General features: G+C 66.2%; 1 protein-coding gene. It reads left to right on the top strand.

The annotated features are described in order from the left end of the window. On the top strand, positions 1-228 hold a 228-nt coding region (locus SB660_RS24415; RefSeq protein WP_410585250.1), incomplete at both ends, for a hypothetical protein.

The raw sequence follows: 228 nt of genomic DNA on the forward strand, positions 1-228 counted from the left end.
CTTCGAGCAGGACCAGTGGTTCGCCAAGATCGACCTCACCCCAAGCGACCGCGACCACCTGGCGCTGACCTTCCAGGACCGGCAGGAGAACCAGTACGGCTTCGGCGGCGCGACGGCGCGCTCGCATGGTTCGGTCACCGACAACTATGACCGCCGCTGGTCGCTGCGCTGGGATCGCAGCGGCGATCGCTGGTTCAACGAGGTGCTGGCGACCTCGGAGGATTCCTT

The sequence above is a fragment of the Bacillus sp. SIMBA_005 genome, assembly GCF_046535585.1.
Classification (GTDB): Bacteria; Bacillota; Bacilli; order Bacillales; family Bacillaceae; genus Bacillus; species Bacillus pumilus.